At 71.9% G+C, this 16,160-nt stretch carries 14 protein-coding genes; 7 read left to right on the forward strand and 7 right to left on the reverse strand.

Translation table 11 applies throughout. The annotated features are described in order from the left end of the window. Nucleotides 1–230 precede the first annotated feature (230 nt). Nucleotides 231–2,249, forward strand: a complete 2,019-nt coding sequence (locus Sm713_RS11125) for a beta-N-acetylglucosaminidase domain-containing protein (RefSeq protein ID WP_249416229.1) — start codon at nucleotides 231–233, stop codon at nucleotides 2,247–2,249. A gap of 285 nt (nucleotides 2,250–2,534) precedes the next feature. Here Sm713_RS11125 and Sm713_RS11130 read toward each other — a convergent pair whose 3' ends face one another. The 5 genes from Sm713_RS11130 to Sm713_RS11150 form a co-directional block, all read right to left on the reverse strand. Further along, nucleotides 2,535–3,335, reverse strand: coding sequence for an IclR family transcriptional regulator (locus Sm713_RS11130; protein ID WP_212909457.1), 801 nt, complete (start codon nucleotides 3,333–3,335; stop codon nucleotides 2,535–2,537). 75 nt (nucleotides 3,336–3,410) lie between these two features. Next, entirely contained in the window at nucleotides 3,411–4,493 is a 1,083-nt protein-coding gene (locus Sm713_RS11135) for a mandelate racemase/muconate lactonizing enzyme family protein (protein WP_212909458.1), read from the reverse strand. A gap of 101 nt (nucleotides 4,494–4,594) precedes the next feature. After that, entirely contained in the window at nucleotides 4,595–5,902 is a 1,308-nt protein-coding gene (locus Sm713_RS11140; RefSeq protein WP_212909459.1) for a sugar ABC transporter substrate-binding protein, read from the reverse strand. Nucleotides 5,903–6,015: 113 nt separating this feature from the next. Further along, nucleotides 6,016–6,921: a carbohydrate ABC transporter permease gene (locus tag Sm713_RS11145; RefSeq protein WP_212909460.1), complete on the reverse strand. Its 906-nt coding sequence runs from the start codon at nucleotides 6,919–6,921 to the stop codon at nucleotides 6,016–6,018. 12 nt (nucleotides 6,922–6,933) lie between these two features. Next, nucleotides 6,934–7,935, reverse strand: a complete 1,002-nt coding sequence (locus Sm713_RS11150) for a carbohydrate ABC transporter permease (protein WP_212909461.1) — start codon at nucleotides 7,933–7,935, stop codon at nucleotides 6,934–6,936. 162 nt (nucleotides 7,936–8,097) lie between these two features. Between Sm713_RS11150 and Sm713_RS11155 the strand changes: the two genes are divergently transcribed. The 4 genes from Sm713_RS11155 (at nucleotide 8,098) to Sm713_RS11170 (ending at nucleotide 13,159) form a co-directional block, all read left to right on the forward strand. After that, nucleotides 8,098–9,693, forward strand: a complete 1,596-nt coding sequence (locus Sm713_RS11155) for a hypothetical protein (protein WP_212909462.1) — start codon at nucleotides 8,098–8,100, stop codon at nucleotides 9,691–9,693. 32 nt (nucleotides 9,694–9,725) lie between these two features. Beyond that, entirely contained in the window at nucleotides 9,726–11,963 is a 2,238-nt protein-coding gene (locus Sm713_RS11160) for a beta-galactosidase (RefSeq protein WP_212909463.1), read from the forward strand. A gap of 171 nt (nucleotides 11,964–12,134) precedes the next feature. Next, nucleotides 12,135–12,584, forward strand: coding sequence for a hypothetical protein (locus Sm713_RS11165; protein ID WP_212909464.1), 450 nt, complete (start codon nucleotides 12,135–12,137; stop codon nucleotides 12,582–12,584). Nucleotides 12,585–12,715: 131 nt separating this feature from the next. Next, nucleotides 12,716–13,159 (forward strand): nitroreductase family deazaflavin-dependent oxidoreductase, encoded by a 444-nt coding sequence (locus Sm713_RS11170; protein WP_212911943.1) that lies wholly within the window; start codon nucleotides 12,716–12,718, stop codon nucleotides 13,157–13,159. A 100-nt stretch (nucleotides 13,160–13,259) separates the two neighbouring features. Here the strand turns inward: Sm713_RS11170 and Sm713_RS11175 are convergent, their stop codons facing one another. Together Sm713_RS11175 and Sm713_RS11180 are read right to left on the reverse strand one after the other, a co-directional pair. Then, on the reverse strand, nucleotides 13,260–14,162 hold the full coding sequence (locus tag Sm713_RS11175; protein ID WP_212909465.1) for an NADP-dependent oxidoreductase: 903 nt from the start codon (nucleotides 14,160–14,162) through the stop codon (nucleotides 13,260–13,262). Nucleotides 14,163–14,280: 118 nt separating this feature from the next. Further along, nucleotides 14,281–14,601: a hypothetical protein gene (locus Sm713_RS11180; protein ID WP_212911944.1), complete on the reverse strand. Its 321-nt coding sequence runs from the start codon at nucleotides 14,599–14,601 to the stop codon at nucleotides 14,281–14,283. 327 nt (nucleotides 14,602–14,928) lie between these two features. Here Sm713_RS11180 and Sm713_RS11185 point away from each other — a divergent pair, with 327 nt between their 5' ends. Beyond that, nucleotides 14,929–15,801: a helix-turn-helix transcriptional regulator gene (locus tag Sm713_RS11185; protein WP_212909466.1), complete on the forward strand. Its 873-nt coding sequence runs from the start codon at nucleotides 14,929–14,931 to the stop codon at nucleotides 15,799–15,801. Beyond that, nucleotides 15,798–16,010, forward strand: a complete 213-nt coding sequence (locus Sm713_RS11190; RefSeq protein ID WP_212909467.1) for a DUF397 domain-containing protein — start codon at nucleotides 15,798–15,800, stop codon at nucleotides 16,008–16,010. The genes Sm713_RS11185 and Sm713_RS11190 overlap by 4 nt, the downstream gene beginning before the upstream one ends. Nucleotides 16,011–16,160: the final 150 nt, after the last annotated feature.

A 16,160-nucleotide genomic window follows, 5' to 3' on the forward strand; every position in this document is an offset into this window, starting at 1 on the left:
GGGCCGCGTCGGTGGGCCGCGTCGGTGGGCCGGGTCGAGGGGCCGTGCCGACGGGCCGTTCCGACAGCGGTTCCGGCAGCCGTGCCGACGGGCCCTGACAGAACGTCACCGCCGGTGGCCGGCCGGAACAGCGCTGCTTCCCCGGATCTTGACAGGGGCACCGGGCGGTGGTGGTTTAGACCACATCCCCATCCATCCCTGTCGTGGTGGCCATCAACACCGGAGGTCCCGTGCCCCTCAGATTCCGAAGCCGCCCTTCCCGCCTCCCCCTCCTCGGCGCCGTCGTCCTGAGCCTCGGCGTGCTCACCGCCGTGCCGGCCGGCGCGCTCGCCCCGTCGGCCACCGCCAGGCCCGTCGACGGCGGTACCGCGCCCCGTACCGGCCTGCCCGTGGTCACCCCCACCCCGCAGCACATGGCCGCGGCGGGCCCGGCCCTGCACGTGCCGGACCGGGTGCGGCTGCTGACCGGCGAGGGCGTGGACGGTCCGAGCGTCGACGTGATCGAGCGCGCCCTGACCGCGGCCGGAGCCCGCCACGTCGACCGGGCCCCGGCCAGCGCGGGAAGCACCTCCGCCGGCGCCGGGAAGGCGGAGCTCACGGTCGTGGCCGGTGCGATCACCGACCCGGCGGTGGCCGGCGCGCTGCGCGCCGCGGGCGGGACCGTGCCCGGCGACCTCGTCGCGGAGGGCTACTCGCTCGCGTCCCGGGCGGCGGGCGGCGGCGGAACGATCGTGCTCGCGGGTAACGACGGCGACGGCACCTACTACGCCGCCCAGACGCTCCGCCAGCTCGTCACCGGGCGGGGCCGCATCGCGGCGGTCACCGTCACCGACTACCCGGGCATGCCGCTGCGCGGCAGCATCGAGGGGTTCTACGGGGCGCCCTGGTCCCAGGCCGACCGCCTCGACCAGCTCGCCTTCTACGGCGACATCAAGGCCAACACGTACATCTACACCCCGAAGGACGACACCTACCTCCGGGAGAACTGGCGCGAGCCCTACCCCGCCGACAGGCTGGCCGACCTGCACCAGCTCATCGACCAGGCCACCGCCCACCACGTCGACTTCACGTACGCGGTATCGCCGGGCCTGTCCATCTGCTACAGCGACCCGGACGACGTCGCCGCCCTGGAGAAGAAGCTCGGCAGCCTCTACGACCAGGGCGCACGCAGCTTCTACATCGCGCTGGACGACATCAGTTACACGAAGTGGAACTGTGACGGCGATCAGGCCGCCTACGGGGCGCCGGGCCGCGGCAGCGCCGGGCAGGCGCAGGCCGACCTGCTCAACGCCGTCCAGCACGACTTCATCGACACCCACTCCGGTGCCCAGCCGCTCCAGATGGTGCCCACGGAGTACTCCGACACGGCCGACTCCGCCTACAAGAGCGTCCTGCGGGAGCAGCTCGACCCGAAGATCGTCGTGCAGTGGACCGGCACGGCCGTCGTGCCGCCGTCCGTCACCGTGGCCGACGCCCGCGCCGCGTCCGAGGTGTGGGGCCGGAAGGTGTTCCTCTGGGACAACTACCCGGTCAACGACTACGGCCAGACCACCGGACGCCTCCTCATGGCCCCGTACGACAAGCGTGAGGCCGGCCTCCACGACGAGCTGAGCGGCATCGTCCTCAACCCGATGAACCAGGCCGCGGCGAGCAAGGTCGCCCTCTTCGGCGGCGCCTCCTTCGCCTGGAACGACATGGCCTACGACCCGGACCGCACCTGGCGGGCGGCGGCCGGCTACCTGGCCGGCGGCGACGCGGACACCACCCGCGCCCTGCTCGCGTTCTTCGACACGGAGCACCTGGCGCCCACCTTCGGCACGGAGAACTGGCAGCCCCAGGCGCCCGCGCTCGCCGCGCGGCTGGACGCCTTCAGGACCGCCTGGGACAGCGGGTCCCCGGCCCGGCGCGCCGCCGCCCTGCGCACCCTCGGCTCCTACGCGGACCTGCTCGCGGGCGCGCCCGAGCGGATCCGCGCGGGCGTGGCGGACCCGGCGTTCCTCGCCGAGACCAAGCCGTGGCTGGACGCGCTCGACCTGTGGGGCGACGCGCTGAACGCCACCCTCGACGGCCTCCGCGCGAGCCTGCACGGCGGCACCGGCGAGGCGGACTTCGCCAAGGCGGCGGACCTGGCGGACCGGGCGGCGGCGATCACCACCATCCCCGGCACGACCCGGCCCCAGGGGCCGGTCAAGGTCGCGGACGGGGTGCTGGACACGTTCATCAGCCAGGCCCCGGGGCCGGGCGGCTGACCGGACTCGGACGGGTTCTTCGGCCGGTGGCCGGCCACGCCGGCATGTGCCCCTTCGGGTCGGTGGCGATCTGGCGGGTTCGTCGTGGCTTGTCGCGCAGTTCCCCGCGCCCCTTTCAGGCGCGGGGCTCCGCCCCGGCCGCCCAGGGGGCGCGGGGCTGTGTCGATGTGCGGCTCCGCCGCGTGGGCGCGACAAGCCACCACCCGCCGGTGGTCCGGACACGACAGCGACTACCCCACCGGGCCGGTGGCGGACCGCAGGTCGTACCGGGGCTGAGCCCCGTGGTCACCCGGCCCCGCCGGAGAACCCCTCCGTGCCGGACGGGTCCGCGATCCCCCGTCGGAGCGAGGCCCGCGCCGTGAGCAGGAGGGACGCCAGCTCGGCCAGCCGCTCGGGGCCGAGGCGCGCGGTCGGTACGGACAGCGAGATGGCGTCGCGGGCCGGCTGCTGCTCCGGGACGGCCACCGCGACGCAGCCGAGCCCGATGTCGCTCTCCTCCGACTCGGTGGCGTACCCGAGCCGCCGGGCCTCGGCGAGGTCCCCGAGCAGCCCCTCCGCGTCGGAGCGCGTGCGCGCCGTCAGCGCCGGCAGCGGCCAGGTGAGCTGCCGCCGCACCTGCTCGTCGGAGTACTCGGCCAGCACCGCCTTGCCCAGCGCCGTGGCGTGCGCCGGGATCCGCCGGCCCACCGCCGAGTGGATCCTCAGCTGGTGGGGGGAGTCCCGCTTGGCCAGGTAGACGACGTGCGCGCCCTCCAGGCGCCCGTAGTGGACGGTCTCGCCGGTCTGCTCGCTCAGCCAGTCCAGCACGGCCTCCGCCCGGACCACGACGTCGTCGGTGCGCGCGTACGTGGAGCCGACCAGCAGTGCCTGCACGCCGATGCCGAACCGGGTGCCGGTGTCATCGGTCTCCAGCCACATCCGGCGCTGGAGGGTGCGCAGGATCGAGTGCAGGCTGCTCACCGGGATGTCCAGCTCCCGGCTCAGCTCGCTCAGGCTGCGCCGGTGCGGTGCGGAGGCGAGGGCCTCCAGGACGGCCAGCGCGCGATCGGCCGACTTCACCGGCTGGAACGCGGGTTCACTCGTCATAGCGCGTCATTGTCCCCCAGACGCCCGGTCGCGGGGCCGCGCCCCGTGGAGCCGCGCGGGCCGTGTCCCGGGGCCTCATGCCGACCTGAGCCTGCGGACCGCCTCCTCGTCCAGCTCCACCCCGAGCCCCGGCGCGGCCGGCGGCCGCATCCGCCCGCCCTGAGGCAGCACCGGCTCCCGCCAGACGGGGATCTCGTCCCGCAGCGGGTGCGGCTCGATGTTGTACTCCTGCGCGTACACGCACGCGGGCGTGGACATCCACAGGTGCAGGTGGGCGAGGGTGCCGATGGTCGGCTGGGTGTTGTGCACGGTGATCGGCTTGTTGAACGTGGACGCCAGCGCCGCGATCCTCCGGAACTCGGTGATGCCGCCGCACTTGATCACGTCCGGCTGGAGGATGTCCAGCTTGGCGTGGAGGATCAGGTCGCGGAACTGCCAGCGGGTGTACTCCTGCTCGCCGGCCGCGATCGGGATGTCCACGGCGGCGGCCAGCGCCGCGTAGCCGTCGTGGTCGTGCGGCGCCAGCGGCTCCTCGAAGTGGAAGACGCCGTACTCCTCCAGGCGGCGCGCGATCCGCACCGCGGTGTGCGGGTAGTAGGCGTTGTTGACGTCCACGAGGATGTCGAAGTCGTCGCCGACCGCGGCACGCATCTCGCGCACCGTGTCGAGGGTCTGGTCGAAGCCGTCGTCGGCCATCCACGGCGTCGCGGAGTGGATCTTGTAGGCGCGGTAGCCCTGCTCCTGGAAGGAGACCGCGCGCGCCGCCTCCTCGGCGGGCGCCATGCCGCGCTGCATCGAGCTGGCGTACACCTCGGGCGCCGCGCGGTAGGTGCCGCCGAGCAGGGCGTGCAGCGGTTGCCCGGCGACCTTCCCCGCGATGTCCCAGAGCGCGATGTCGATCCCGGCGATGGCGTTGAGCTGGGCGCCCATCGGCCCCAGCTTGTACGGGTGCGTGTACATCCGCATCCACAGGCGCTCGATGTCCGCGGGGTTCTCGCCCACGATCAGCGGTGCCAGCGCCTGCTCGACGAGGGTGTGGGTGACGGCCGTGTTCATCGGGCTCACCTCGCCGACGCCGTCCACGCCCTCGTCGGTGTGTACCCGGACCAGGTGGTACCGGTCGAGCAGCACGATGGACTCGACCTTGGTGATCTTCATCTGCTTCTCCTCGGCGGATGCTCAACGGATGCTCGGCAACGCTCGCCGACTTGCCGGACGCCCGGTGGAAGCCTGCTGGTCGCTCGGTCGCCGGCGCCCGATCAGAACTTTCCGGCCAGGGCCCTGTCGACCTGGCCCTTGACCGAGGTGAGGACCTCGGCGGCGGACTTCTCGCCGTTCCAGACCGATTCGAGCTGCGGCCGGTAGATGGTGCGGGCGCGGTCGACGTTGGGGCTGACGTTCTCGTTGGTGGCGTGCTCGATGGCCGCCGACAGCAGGTCCAGGTGGGCGGGCGGCTTGCCGTTGCTCCGCAGCTGCCGGGCCACCTCGTGGTTGGCCGGGACGTAGTTGTGCTGCCGGGCGAGGATCTCGGCACCCTCGCCGTCCGAGAGGAACTTGAGCAGCTGCCAGGCCTGGTGGTGGTTGCGGCCCTGCTTGGGCAGCGCCCACACGATCATGGTGGCGATGGTGGTCTGGCCCTTGTTGCCGGGGATCGGGGCGATGTCCCAGGTGAAGTCCTTGACGTTCTGCGAGAAGTACGGGGCGATGCCGTACGCCCGCGAGACCATCGCCACCTTGCCCTGCACGAAGAGCGAGTCGTCGAAGTTGGTGGTGCTGTCGGGCTGCAACTGCGACCACGGCACCTGGACGTGGTGCTTGTGCGTGAGGTCGGCGAGCCACTGGATGCCCTCGATGCCGGCCGGGCTCGCGAGGGTGAACTCCCTGCCGTCGGCCGAGTAGATGCCCGTCGGGTCGCCGTTGTTGACGGTGCAGGTGGTCTCCGCGCTGGTGTCGTCGTACATCAGCACGCCCCACCGCTTGCCGGGGACGGTCAGCTTCTTCGCGGCGGCCAGGAAGTCGTCCCACTTCCAGTTCTCGTCGGTCCAGGTGGTGGGCGGCAGCGGCACGCCCGCCGCCCTGAACGCGTCCACGTTGTAGAAGATCACGCAGGGCTGGGTGCCGACGCAGAGCGCGGTGTGCTCGCCGTTGGGCTGGATGGGGAACCTCCAGGCCCGCTCGAAGTAGTCGGCGGAGCGGAACCCGTCCTGCCGGAGGAACGGGGCGAGGTCGACGAGCTGGCCGTTCGCGGAGTAGCCGCGCACGTAGTCGTCGTTCATCCGCACGATGTCGGGCGGGGCGCCGGAGGACATCACGGTGCGCAGCTTGGTGTCGTAGTCCGACGTGGGGGTGGGCTGCACGTCGACGCGGATGCCGGTCTTCTTCTGGAACACCTCGATGGCGTCGCCGAGCGGCGTGCCGGGCACCGTCTCCCAGTCGAGCAGGGTGATGGCGTCGCTGCCGGACGCCGTCATGCACCCGGCGGTCGCGGCGAGGCCGAGCCCGGCGGCGGCCGAGCGCAGCACGGTGCGCCTGCTGACGCCCGGTGCTGCGGTGGTGGGCAGGGGCATGTCGGGGATACCTCCTTGTTGCCGGGCAGGCCGCGGTCGTGGCGCTGGGATTCGGGGCCCGCGGTGCCCTGGTGCCCCGGCTGCGGCGGCGGTCCGGGCGGGTCCGGGCGGGTTCAGCCCTTGAGGCCGCTCATGGTGACGCCCTTGACGAAGTACCGCTGGGCCATCAGGAACAGCACGAGCGGCGGGATGACCGAGACGGTGGCGGCGGCCATCATCAGGTTGGTCTGGCTGAAGTACTCGCCCTGGAACATCGCGAGCGCCACCGGCAGGGTCTGGATGCTGGGGGAGTTGATGAAGATCAGCGGCCCGAACAGGTCGTTCCAGGACTCCATGAACGTCAGCACGCCCACCGCCGCGAGCGCCGGTTTGACCTGCGGCAGCATGATCCGCCAGTAGATGGTGAAGCGGCCCGCGCCGTCGATCAGGGCGGCGTCCTCCAGCTCACCGGGCACCTGCTTGAACGCCTGCCGCAGCAGGAACGTGCCGAACACCGGCGTCAGCACCCGGGGGATGAGCAGCGGGTACTGGGTGTCGATCCAGCCGATGTGCCGGTAGAGGATGTACTGCGGGATCAGGTACACCATGCTCGGGATCATGGCCGTGGCCAGCAGCATCGCGAACGCGATCCGCTTGCCGGCGAACTTCAGCCGGGCGAAGCCGTACGCGGCGAGCGAGGCGAACAGCAGCAGGAAGACGACGTTGAGCGCGGCGAGCTTGCAGCTGTTGAGGAAGAACGGCCACACCGTGCGGCCGGCCTTCGCGTAGGTGTCCCACTGCGGATGCGTGGGCACCGGGTTCGGCGGCACCTGCATGATCTGGTTCTCGGGCTTCAGCGACGAGCTGACCATCCAGACCAGCGGGACGACGAAGGCCAGCGCGAGCAGGATCAGCACCGTGTACGTCAGCGCCTTCCGGCCCCGGCCGGCGGGCGCCCCGGCGTGGCGGGTGCGGCCCGCGCCCGGTGCGCCGGGGCGGGAGCCGTCGTGCGGGGTGCGGGTGATGGCGTCGGCCGTCATGGGGTCACCTCCTCATCCGTAGAACACCCAGCGCTTCTCCAGCCTCATCTGGGCCCAGGTCACCAGGCCGACGATGGCGAAGAGCACCCAGCCCATCGCGGAGGCGTAGCCGAACTTCCCCTGCGAGAAGGCCACTTGGTAGACCTGGTAGATGTAGACGCTGGTCGCGTCGCCCGGACCGCCGTGCGTCATCACGTAGATGATCCCGAAGACCTGGAACGACGTGATGAACTGCATGATCGTCAGGAAGAAGAGCTGGGGCGTGAGCAGCGGCAGCGTGATCCGCCAGAAGCGCGTCCAGGACGAGGCGCCGTCGACCCTGGCGGCCTCGTAGAGGCTCGGCGGGATGGCCTGGAGGCCCGACAGCAGGATCACCATCGGATAGCCGACGCCCTGCCAGACCGCCACCAGGATCACCGCGAGCAGTGCCCAGTGCGCGTCGGCCAGCCAGGCGGGGCCGTCCACGCCGACCAGCCCGAGCAGCCCGTCGAAGAGCCCGTCGCCGGGCCGGTAGAGCCAGAACCAGACGAACCCGACGGCCACCACGTTGGTGACCACGGGCGTGAAGAACGCGGCGCGGAAGATGCTGATGCCGCGGATCGGCTGGTTCGCGAGCAGCGCCAGGGCCAGGCCCAGCGCGATGGTCAGCACGATGCTGCCCAGCGTGAAGACGAGGGTGTTCTTCAGCGTCACGTAGAACAGCGGGTCCTCGGTGAACAGCGTGACGTAGTTCGAGACGCCCTTGAAGTGCGGAGACGTCATGCCGTTCCAGTCCGTCAGCGACGCGAAGCCGGAGACGGCCACCGGCACGAACTGGAACGCGATCACGCCCAGCACGACCGGGCCGATGAACAACCACCCGGTGAGGTGGCGGCGCGCGGCGGGGGAGAGCGCCCGCCGGGGCGGGACGCCTTCCGGAGTGGTGGCGCCACGGGAGGCGGCGCCGGGCGGGTCGGAGGTCGGGGTGCTCCCGGTGGGGGGCCGGGGCCGGAGGTGGGGCTGTGATGTCTTCATGGTTTTCACAACCTTGAAACCTATTCACAGTGAAGGAACCTCGGTTACCGTACTGACGATGCCCGGGCACGACAAGGACTTGGCAACCGGCAAACAGACTTGGCAACCGGCAAACACCGAACGGATGGCTCCCGCAGCCCCCGGCCCCTCGGAGGACGCCCCATGGCCACAGCACCCGAGACTCCCGATTCCGCCGCCGACTCCGCAGCCGATTCCGGGGCCCACCCCCCGCAGGACGGCACCCCCGGCTCACGCCCGGACGCCGCGGGCAGCCCGCCCCGCACCCCGCCGGACGACCCCCTGGTCGCGCTCCAGATCGGCGCGGTGTCGTTCGCGGACGAGGGCGTGGCACCGCTCCTGGACCGGCTGCGCGAACGCGGCGCGGTGAACGCCCTGTTCCTCGCCTCGCCCACCTGGACCCGCGGCACCGGCGGCCGCCAGCTCCCCGGCCACCCGCTGCCGGACCACGGCGTCCAGGAGTACGACCGCGAGTGGGTGGGCGGCAACTACGCCACCGTGCACCCGGAGTACTACCGCGGCACGCTCCTCGGCGCCGCGGGCGCGGCACCCGAGCACCCCGGCTGGGACCTGTTCGACGCGGTGCTGCCGGCGGCGCGCGAGCGCGGCATGAAGTCGTTCGCGTGGATGGAGGAGAGCGGGTACGCCGCCGAACTGCGCACCTACCCGGGCTTCCTGAGCTGCCTGGAGAGCGACGTGTGGGGCCGGCCCGCGCCCCGGCCGTGCTTCAACAACCCCGACTACCGCGCCTGGCACCTCGCCATGGTCGAGGACTACGCCAAGAGCTACGAGCTGGACGGCATCGCCTGGTGCTCCGAGCGACCGGGCCCCCTCAACCTGCTGGTGGAGGCGCCCGTCACCCCGGACAGCGTCACCTGCTTCTGCCGGCACTGCGCCAGGATCGGCGCCGACCGGGGCATCGACGTGGCCCGCGCCCGGCAGGGCTACCGCGAGGCGCTGGCCTGGAACCAGCGTCTGGCCGACGGCGACCGCCCGGCCGACGGCGCCTTCGTCACGTTCTGGCGGCTGCTGATGCGCTACCCGGAACTGCTCGCCTGGCAGCAGCTGTGGACCGACTCCCAGCACCAGCTCTACCGGGACATCTACGGCACGGCCAAGGCGTGCAGGGCCGACCTGTTGGTCGGCTGGCACGTGTACCACAACCTGTCGTTCAGCCCGTTCTACCGGGCGAGCCAGGACTACGCGGAGATGAGCGGGTTCTCCGACTTCCTCAAGGTCGTGACCTACCACAACTGCGCCGGGCCGCGGTTCACCAACTGGATCCGCAACATCGGCCGCGCGCTGTTCGCCGACGCGAGCGGCGCCGAGGTGTACCCGCTGGTGCAGCGGCTGCTCGGCATCGACGAGGCGCCCCTTGAGGAGCTGGCCGCGACCGGCTTCTCCGCCGAGTACGTGCGGCGCGAGACGGCCCGCGCGGTGGCCGGCCTCGGCGGGCGCACCGCCGTCTGGCCGGGCATCGACATCGACATCCCGGTGGGCCCCGGCAAGGAGCCGCCGACCGACCTCAACCCCGGCAACAGCACGGGCCTGCGCGGCTCCGGCGCGGACCGGGGCGAGCTGGCCCGCACCACGCGCGAGGGCGTGCGCGACGGCGTGCTCGCGGCGTTCGCGGGCGGCGCCGGCGGCGTGGTGCTCAGCCGCAAGTACTCCGAGATGCGGCTCGACAACCTGGCGGGCGCGGGCGACGCGATGCGGCAGCTGGCGGAGGCGGGGCGATGAGCGGGGCAGGCGCGACGGAGGAGGGGCGGGGGATGAGCGAGGTACACGGTGAGGGGGGTGAGGGACAGGAAACCGGCTCCGCGCCGTGGTACCGGCGGGTGCGCCGGTGGGCGCAGACGAACCTCACCGAGGCCGACCCCGAGCGCTACGACGCGGCGTGGTGGCGCCAGCACTGGCGGCGCACCAGGATCGGCGGCGTCATCGTCAACGCCGGCGGGATCGTGGCGTACTACCCGAGCGAGTACCCCCTCCAGCACCGGGCGCTGACGCTGGGCGAGCGCGACCTGTACGGCGAGATCGCCGCGGCGGCCCACGAGGACGGGCTCGCCGTGCTGGCCCGGATGGACTCCAACCGCACGAGCGAGGAGTTCTACGCGGCCCACCCGGACTGGTTCGCGGTGGACCGGGACGGCGCCCCGTACCGCGCGGCCGACCGCTACATCACCTGCGTCAACAGCCCCTACTACCACGAGTACCTGCCGGGCGTGCTGCGCGAGATCATCGAGCGCAGCCAGCCCGAGGGCATCACCGACAACAGCTGGAGCGGCCTGGACCGCGGGCACATCTGCTACTGCGCGCACTGCGCCGAGTCGTTCCGCGCGGACACCGGCCGGGCGCTGCCGGCCGCGGTGGACTGGGACGACCGGGCGTACCGCGAGTGGGTCGCCTGGGGCTACCGGACCCGGCTCGCGGTGTGGGACCTGAACAACCGCGTCACCCGCGAGGCCGGCGGCCCCCACTGCCTCTGGCTGGGCATGACCGCGGGCCGGGTCTCCGACCAGGCGGGCCGCTTCCGCGACATGCGGGAGATCTGCCGGCGCTCGGACATCGTGATGCTCGACTCGCAGGCGCGGCCCGCCGGCGAGACGTTCTCCGCCAACGCCGACGCGGGGGCGCTCATCCACGAGCAGGCCGGCTGGGGCGCCCTCATCCCGGAGAGCACGGCGATGTACGGGCACGCCCGGCCGACGTTCCGGCTGGCCAGCAAGCCGGTGCCGGAGGTCAGGCTGTGGGCCGAGGCGGGCTTCGCGGGCGGCATCCAGCCGTGGTGGCACCACATCGGCGCCTACCACGACGACCGCCGGCAGTACCGCACCGCGGAGCCGCTGTTCACCTGGCACGAGGCGAACGAGCGGTACCTCGTGGACCGGGAGCCGGTGGCCGCCGCCGGGGTGGTGTGGTCGCAGCGCAGCACCGACTACTTCGGCCGCGACGACCCGGCGGCCCGCACCGACCTGCCGTTCACCGGCGTCACCCGCGCGCTCAGGGACGCCAGGATCGGCTACCTGCCGGTGCACGCCGACGACATCGCCGGGCAGGCGGGCCGCCTCGGCCTGCTGATCCTGCCCGAGGTGGGCGCGATGTCAGCCGAGCAGTGCGAGGCGGTGCGCGCGTACGCGGCGGCCGGCGGCTCCGTGATCGCCACCGGCGAGACGAGCCGGTACGACGAGTGGGGCGAGGCGCGCGGCGACCTCGCCCTCGCCGACCTGCTCGGCGTGCACACCACCGGGGAGCACCGGGGCGGGGCGTCGTCGGCGCCGGAGAGCTGGGAGACCGGGCGGGCGCACAGCTACCTGCGGCTGCACCCGGCGATGCGGGCCGCCGTGTACGGGCCCCGCACCGGCGACGAGCCGCCCGCGGACGGCGTCCGGCACCCGGTGCTCGACGGCTTCGACGAGACCGACCTGATCGGGTTCGCCGGCCGCCTGGAGGTGGTGCGCGCGGACGCGGACACCACCGTGCCGGTCACCTTCGTCGCACCGTTCCCCATCTACCCGCCGGAGACGTCCTGGATCCGCGAGCCGGACAGCGGCCTGCCCGCGGTCGTGCTCAGGGAGCTGCCCGGGGGCGGCCGGAGCGCCTACCTCGCCGCGGACCTGGACCGCTGCACGGCCCGCGACAACCAGCCGGACCACGCCCGCCTGCTGGGCAACCTCGCCGACTGGGCCCTGCGGGGCCGGCGCCCGCTCACGGTCACGGGCCCCGGCCTGCTGGACTGCCGCCTGTACCGCCAGCCCGGCCGCGTCATCGCCCACCTCCTCAACCACACCAACCCCGGCACCTGGCGCCCCCCGGTCACCGACCTGTACGGCACAGGACCGCTGACGGTGAGCATCGACGTCCCGGACTTCACCCCGGCGCGGGCACGGCTGCTCTGCGCGGACGTGGAACTTCCGGTGGGGCCGGTCAGCACGGGGACGGGTGTGGGGACGGGCGTGGTGGTGGAGGAGGTCGTGGACCACGAGGTGGTGGTGTTCGAGGAGGAGTGAGAGGGGCGCTGGGAGGAGCGGTGAACGGTGGGCGGGGCGGCGGGGGTCCGCCCCGCCGCTCCGCCCGCGCATGAGCGCACTCGCCCTGAGGCCGGCGCCACGGCCACCCCCACCCGGTAATCTCTCCGCTCGGCTGGATGTTCCGCGGGCAGTCGAGGGGGGGATGGGGCGATGGCGGTTGCGCGGCAGGTCACCACGGGGCCGGGGCCGGAGTCGGAGAGGGAGCCGAGCCTGCTGCCGGCCCTCGGGATGTGCATCGTGCTGGTCGCGGTGCTGGAACGCTGCCTGTCGCTGTTCGGCGGACCGGAGACGTACGTACTCTGCGACGACGTCCCGGAGCTGTCCGGACGACTCGGCCGGGAAGCAGCCGTGAACCGGTGGCTCCTGCTGGCCGGCCTCGTCCTGTCGGTGGCGGCACTGGTCATCTCACGCGTGCGCCGCGGACGGGTTCTCCCCGTGCTCGCGCTGGCCTCGGTGCTGGTCGTGGTGGTTCTGGCGGACGACCAGGCGGGGCGCGCGGATGCCGTCGCCCGGCAGATCTCGACATCCCAGACCTGCGACGAACCCACGAACGTCTACAACACCTCCCGAGGCTGGTTCGACTGGAATCCGCTGCGCTAGTCCGAAGTTCCGACGTTCCGAAGTTCCGAAGCCGTCGAACTTCTGACCGTGAGGTGCATCCGGCCGCCACCGGGGACGAACATGGCCGTTGAATGGCAACATCATCCGTAGGCGACGACGGGATGGACGCCATGCCTCTTGAGGGCGAGTACGAGCCGAGTCCGGCGCAGTGGGTGCGCGAACAGGTGGAGTTGTACGAGAGCTCGGGCGGCACGCGGGGGACGACGCTCTGGGACACGGGACTGCCCGTCGTCATCCTCACGATGCGCGGCGCGAGGAGCGGCAAGATCCGCAAGGTCCCTCTGATGCGCGTGGAGCACGGGGGGCAGTACGCGGCCGTGGCCTCGAAGGGCGGTTTCCCGAACCACCCGGTCTGGTACTTCAACATGAAGGCCGACCCGCGAGTGGAGCTCCAGGACGGTCCCGTACGCCAGGCCATGACGGCCCGTGAGGTCATCGGGGACGAGAAGGCGGAGTGGTGGGAGCGCGCGGTCGCCGCGTATCCGCCGTACGCCGAGTATCAGGCGAAGACCGACCGGGTGATCCCTGTCTTCGTGCTGAAGGCGGCGGGGTAGCGGCGGGGCAGCCTGGCCGGTTCTGAGGACCTCTGAGCCCGGAGTGGGTGGACGGCGGACGGGGCGACAGCAGCCCTCGCCGCCGCGTCCGGCACCCGCCTCAGCCGATCAGCAGCACGAGCTTCCCGCGGACGTGGCCGCCCTCCCCGAGGCGGTGCGCCTCGGCGACCTCGGCGAGCGGGAAGGTCCGCGCGACCGGGAGCGAGAAGCGCCCGGCCTCGATCAGCTCCCCGATCCCGTCGAGCGCGTGGACCGCGCGGCCGGTGTCCCCGCGGCTGAACGTCACCCCGTGCTCCTGGGCGCCCCTGAAATCGGCGACCGTCACGACGTGCTGAGGGCCGCCGGCGAGTTGGATGAGCTCGGGCAGTACGCCGCTGCCGGCGACGTCGAGGGCCACGTCGACGCCGTCGGGCGCGAGCGCGCGAACCCGTTCGACGAGCCCGTCACCGTAGGCGACGGGCTCGGCCCCCAGCGAGCGCAGGTAGTCGTGGTTCGCGGGACCGGCGGTGCCGATCACCCGCGTGCCGCGCACGACGGCGAGCTGAACCGCCGCGCTGCCGACGCTTCCGGAGGCGCCGTTGACGAGCAGCGCGTCGCCGCTCCCCACGCCGAGCTGGTCGAGGGCGCGCGTGGCGGTCTCGACGGCGGCGGGCAGCGCGGCGGCGCCGGGGAAGTCCAGCGACGGCGGGATCGGTGCGTAGTGGGACAGCACCGCACGCTCGGCCTGCGCCGCCCCCTCGCCGGAGAACCCGAACACCCGATCGCCGAGGGCCACGTCCACAACGCCCTCACCGAGCTCGTCGACGACGCCCGCCGCCTCGTGCCCCATGGTCTGCGGCAGCTCCTCGTCCATCTGGCCCCGGCGCTTCTTCCAGTCACTCGGATTGACGCCGGCCGCGCGCACGGCGATCCGTACCTGGCCGGGACCCGGATGCGGATCGGGGAGATCCACGAGTTCGAGGACCTCGGGACCCCCGAACTCGCTGAAACGGACTGCCTTCACCGTTCGCTCCGATCCCGACCCGGGCCCCGTGCTCGCCGCGGGCGTCGTCGTGCTTGCCGCGCCTTCGACGGCGCGCTGTCCGCCTCAGGGCCGTTGCAGGCCGTATAACGCGCGGCGATCACTCACCGCCCTGGCCGTCGAGGAACCGCAGCAGCACCGCGGCCTCCGCGCGGAGCCGCGCCACCCGGTCTGCGTGGGCGGGCGCGGTCAACTGCGCTGCGGCTTCCAGCCGTTCGGTGGCCTCGGCCCGCACGATGTCCGCCACACCGGACTCGCTCAGCTCACGCCGCACGGCCTCGGTGGCGCCGGCACCCACCGGCGACTGTTCGAGGGCCAGGCCGCGCATCGCGGCGTCGTCCACGGGCACGGCCTCCGCGTTCTCCACCGCGGCGAGCGTCGCGCGCAAGGCACTCACCGCGGCCTTGTCGCGGGCGCGCATCGCTTCCGGGAGTGCTTGGCGCATACGAACGCGTAGGGACATACGGGGACCCTATGGCCGTGCTCCGGGCCCGACAACGGGATATCCCTTCGGCGCCGCTTTGTCGCCAACGTGGACCAGGACACCTTGGAGGGCGAGGTGCGGCCGGGGGTGCACCATCCGTCCTGGGTAACTTTCACTGTTCGCCGATTTCACCACCAACCGAATCCCTAGCGTCGACGCTGCGTGACACGCCCCAACGCCCTGGGGATGGCCGTGGCGTGGTGGCAGGCGACGGATGCCGATCGGCTGGTTCGGCGGATTACGGGTGGAGGCGAGCAGAGGCCGATGAGTGACAAGCTGCGACAGCCGGACCGGGCTGAGGAGAGTACAGACGACGCGGATGCGGAAAGCGGTCAGCCGCCCGAACCCGGGATGGGTGTCGTGCGGGTCTTCGGTCGGCAGCTCAAAAGGTTCCGGTTGCGGGCGGGCATCGAACGGGCCGAGTTCGGCCGGCGCATGGGGTACTCGGCGTCGACCATCGCGGCGTACGAGCAAGGTCGGCGTGTGCCGACGTCGAGATTCATCGATCTGGCAGACGAGTTGCTGGACGCGGACGGTGTCCTCCAGGAGATGAAGGAGGAGGTCGCGCAAGCGCAGTATCCGGCGTTCTTCCGCGATGCGGCGGGGCTGGAGGCGAAGGCGGTGGGACTGCACGTGTACGCCAACCAGGTTGTGCCCGGCCTGTTGCAGACAGAGGACTATGCGCGGGCGGTCTTCCAGATGATGCGGCCACCGCTTGACGACGCGACCATGGAGCAGCGGGTAGCCGGACGTCTGGCCCGGCAGGACATCTTCGCCCAATGCCCGCTGATGACCTTCGTGATCGACGAGTCCGTGCTGAAGAGGCCGATCGGCGGACGCGGCGTTCTGCGTGGACAGTTGGAGCAGTTGCTCCTGGTCGGCCAGAGGAGGATGGTCGAGATCCAGCTCATGCCGCTGGACCGCGAGGTCAATGCGGGCCTGGCGGGCCCCTTCACTCTCATCGAGACAGCGGAGGGCCGCAGGATCGCCTACGTTGAGGTGCAGAACGTGAGTCGCGTGCACACCGAACGTGCCGCCGTGCGCGGACTCGAAACGAAGTACAGCAGCCTGCGGGCGCAGGCACTCACACCCCAGGAATCGGTGGCATACGTTGAGAAGTTGCTGAGGGAGCCATGAGAAACGGAAATATTCAGCAGGCGGAATCTCAACTCGCCTGGATAAAAAGCAGTTACAGCAGTGAGGAGGGAGGCGAGTGCGTGGAGGTTGCTGCGCACTCGGCGACCGTCCACGTGCGGGACTCCAAGGACTCCTCCCTTGCCGGACTCTCCGTTGAAATGGATGCATGGGTGGCGTTCGTCAGTTTCGCTGCCGAGCAGACTCGTTGACCTGCGGTCATGGTGATGTGCCCTGCGGTTCCCAGGAACCACAGGGCACGGTGATGAGAGATGTGATCGTTAACTGGACGCGAAGCGGCGTGCAGTACTCGACACGCGGGGGAGGCACTGTGCCGTATGGGGTGGGGGGTCCCGCACGGC

The organism is Streptomyces sp. TS71-3 (assembly GCF_018327685.1).
GTDB lineage: Bacteria > Actinomycetota > Actinomycetes > Streptomycetales > Streptomycetaceae > Streptomyces.